At 54.3% G+C, this 1,476-nt stretch carries 1 protein-coding gene; it reads left to right on the forward strand.

The genetic code is table 11. The annotated features are described in order from the left end of the window. Positions 1–4 precede the first annotated feature (4 nt). On the forward strand, positions 5–1,405 hold the full coding sequence (locus tag J1782_RS00285) for an ISNCY family transposase (RefSeq protein ID WP_213050626.1): 1,401 nt from the start codon (positions 5–7) through the stop codon (positions 1,403–1,405). Positions 1,406–1,476 lie beyond the last annotated feature (71 nt).

Below are 1,476 nucleotides of genomic sequence, written 5' to 3' on the forward strand. Positions count from 1 at the left end.
ACTGATGACGGCACACGGTTCGGAGTTTTTCACGATGAATGAAGTTAACCGCCTCAAGATTTTGCAGGATGTCATTGATAACAGGCTGACCACTCGTCTGGCCGCGCTGCGACTTAATATCACGGACCGTCACTGCCGTCGTCTTCTCGAACGTTACCGGCAGTCAGGTCCGCTTTCGGTCGCCAATCGCCGCCGTGGCATGCGCGGTAATCATCAGCTTCAGCCCGGAATCGCAGAACTTGCGCTGTCCATCATTCGTGAACGCTACGCGGATTTTGGACCTACGCTGGCTTGCGAGAAGCTGGCCGAACAGCACGATCTTGTCCTTGCTAAAGAGACTGTCCGCAGGCTCATGACCCAGTCAGGATTATGGATCCCACGTAAGCTTCGGGCGCCTAAAATTCATCAGCCCCGTTATCGGCGGGCCTGCACCGGTGAACTGGTTCAGATTGATGGCTGTGATCATCACTGGTTCGAGGATCGCGCTCCCGCCTGCACGCTGCTGGTCTACGTCGATGACGCAACCAGCCGGCTGATGATGCTCAGCTTTGTCCACAGCGAGTCCACGTTCAGCTATTTCAATGCCACCCGCGCCTATCTTGAACGCCATGGACGCCCGCTGGCGTTTTACAGCGATAAGGCCAGCGTTTTTCGCATAAACAACCCGCACGCTCACGGCGGTTCTGGCCAGACTCAGTTCGGTCGCGCTTTGGAGAGTCTCAACATCACGGGGATTTGTGCCAACAGCAGCCAGGCTAAGGGCCGCGTTGAACGCGCACATCTTACGTTGCAGGATCGTCTGGTAAAGGAGCTGCGTTTGAGGAATATCAGCACACCGGAGGACGCCAATGCCTTTGCCGATGAATATATGGCCGACTACAACCGGCGTTTTGCCAAACCGCCGCGCCATGACTTTGACGTTCACCGGCCGCTGGAACGAGAGGATGATCTGGATGCTATCTTCACATGGCGCGAACCGCGCCGCATCTCAAAAAGCCTGACATTACAATATGATAAGGTATTGTATTTACTTGAGGATAATGAACTCAGTCGCCGTTTTCAGGGAAAATACGCAGAGGTCTGGCAATACCCGAATGGCACGATTGAGCTGCGTGCAAACGGGACTTCCCTGCCCTTTACCACTTATGACCGGCTGGGAGACATTGATCAGGGAGCCATCGTGGACAACAAGCGGCTGGGCCGGACGCTGCAGATGATAAAACTGGTGCAGGAACAGCGGGACAACACGCGCTCGCAGGCGCTGCCGCGTCAGGATGGAGAAGCACCGAGAAGAAAAAAATCACCGGGCAAGAAGTCTCAGCGCTCGCTGAATCAGGGCGATATATTGGACGCGCTCACACAATTACAAACGCAGTCAGAATCCATCTTTGGCAAACCTGGCTAAACCAGACGGTGCTTTATCAGACGGACATTTTAACTTAGCCAAAAGGCGGACATTTAAAACCAGCCTAAACA

This window comes from Rahnella sp. BCC 1045, from assembly GCF_019049615.1.
GTDB classification, from domain to species: Bacteria; Pseudomonadota; Gammaproteobacteria; order Enterobacterales; family Enterobacteriaceae; genus Rahnella; species Rahnella contaminans.

What these genes read in the sequence shown, in the direction of transcription:
- J1782_RS00285 (WP_213050626.1), top strand. Translation starts at nt 5, where the DNA reads ATGACGGCACACGGTTCGGAGTTTTTCACGATGAATGAAGTTAACCGC.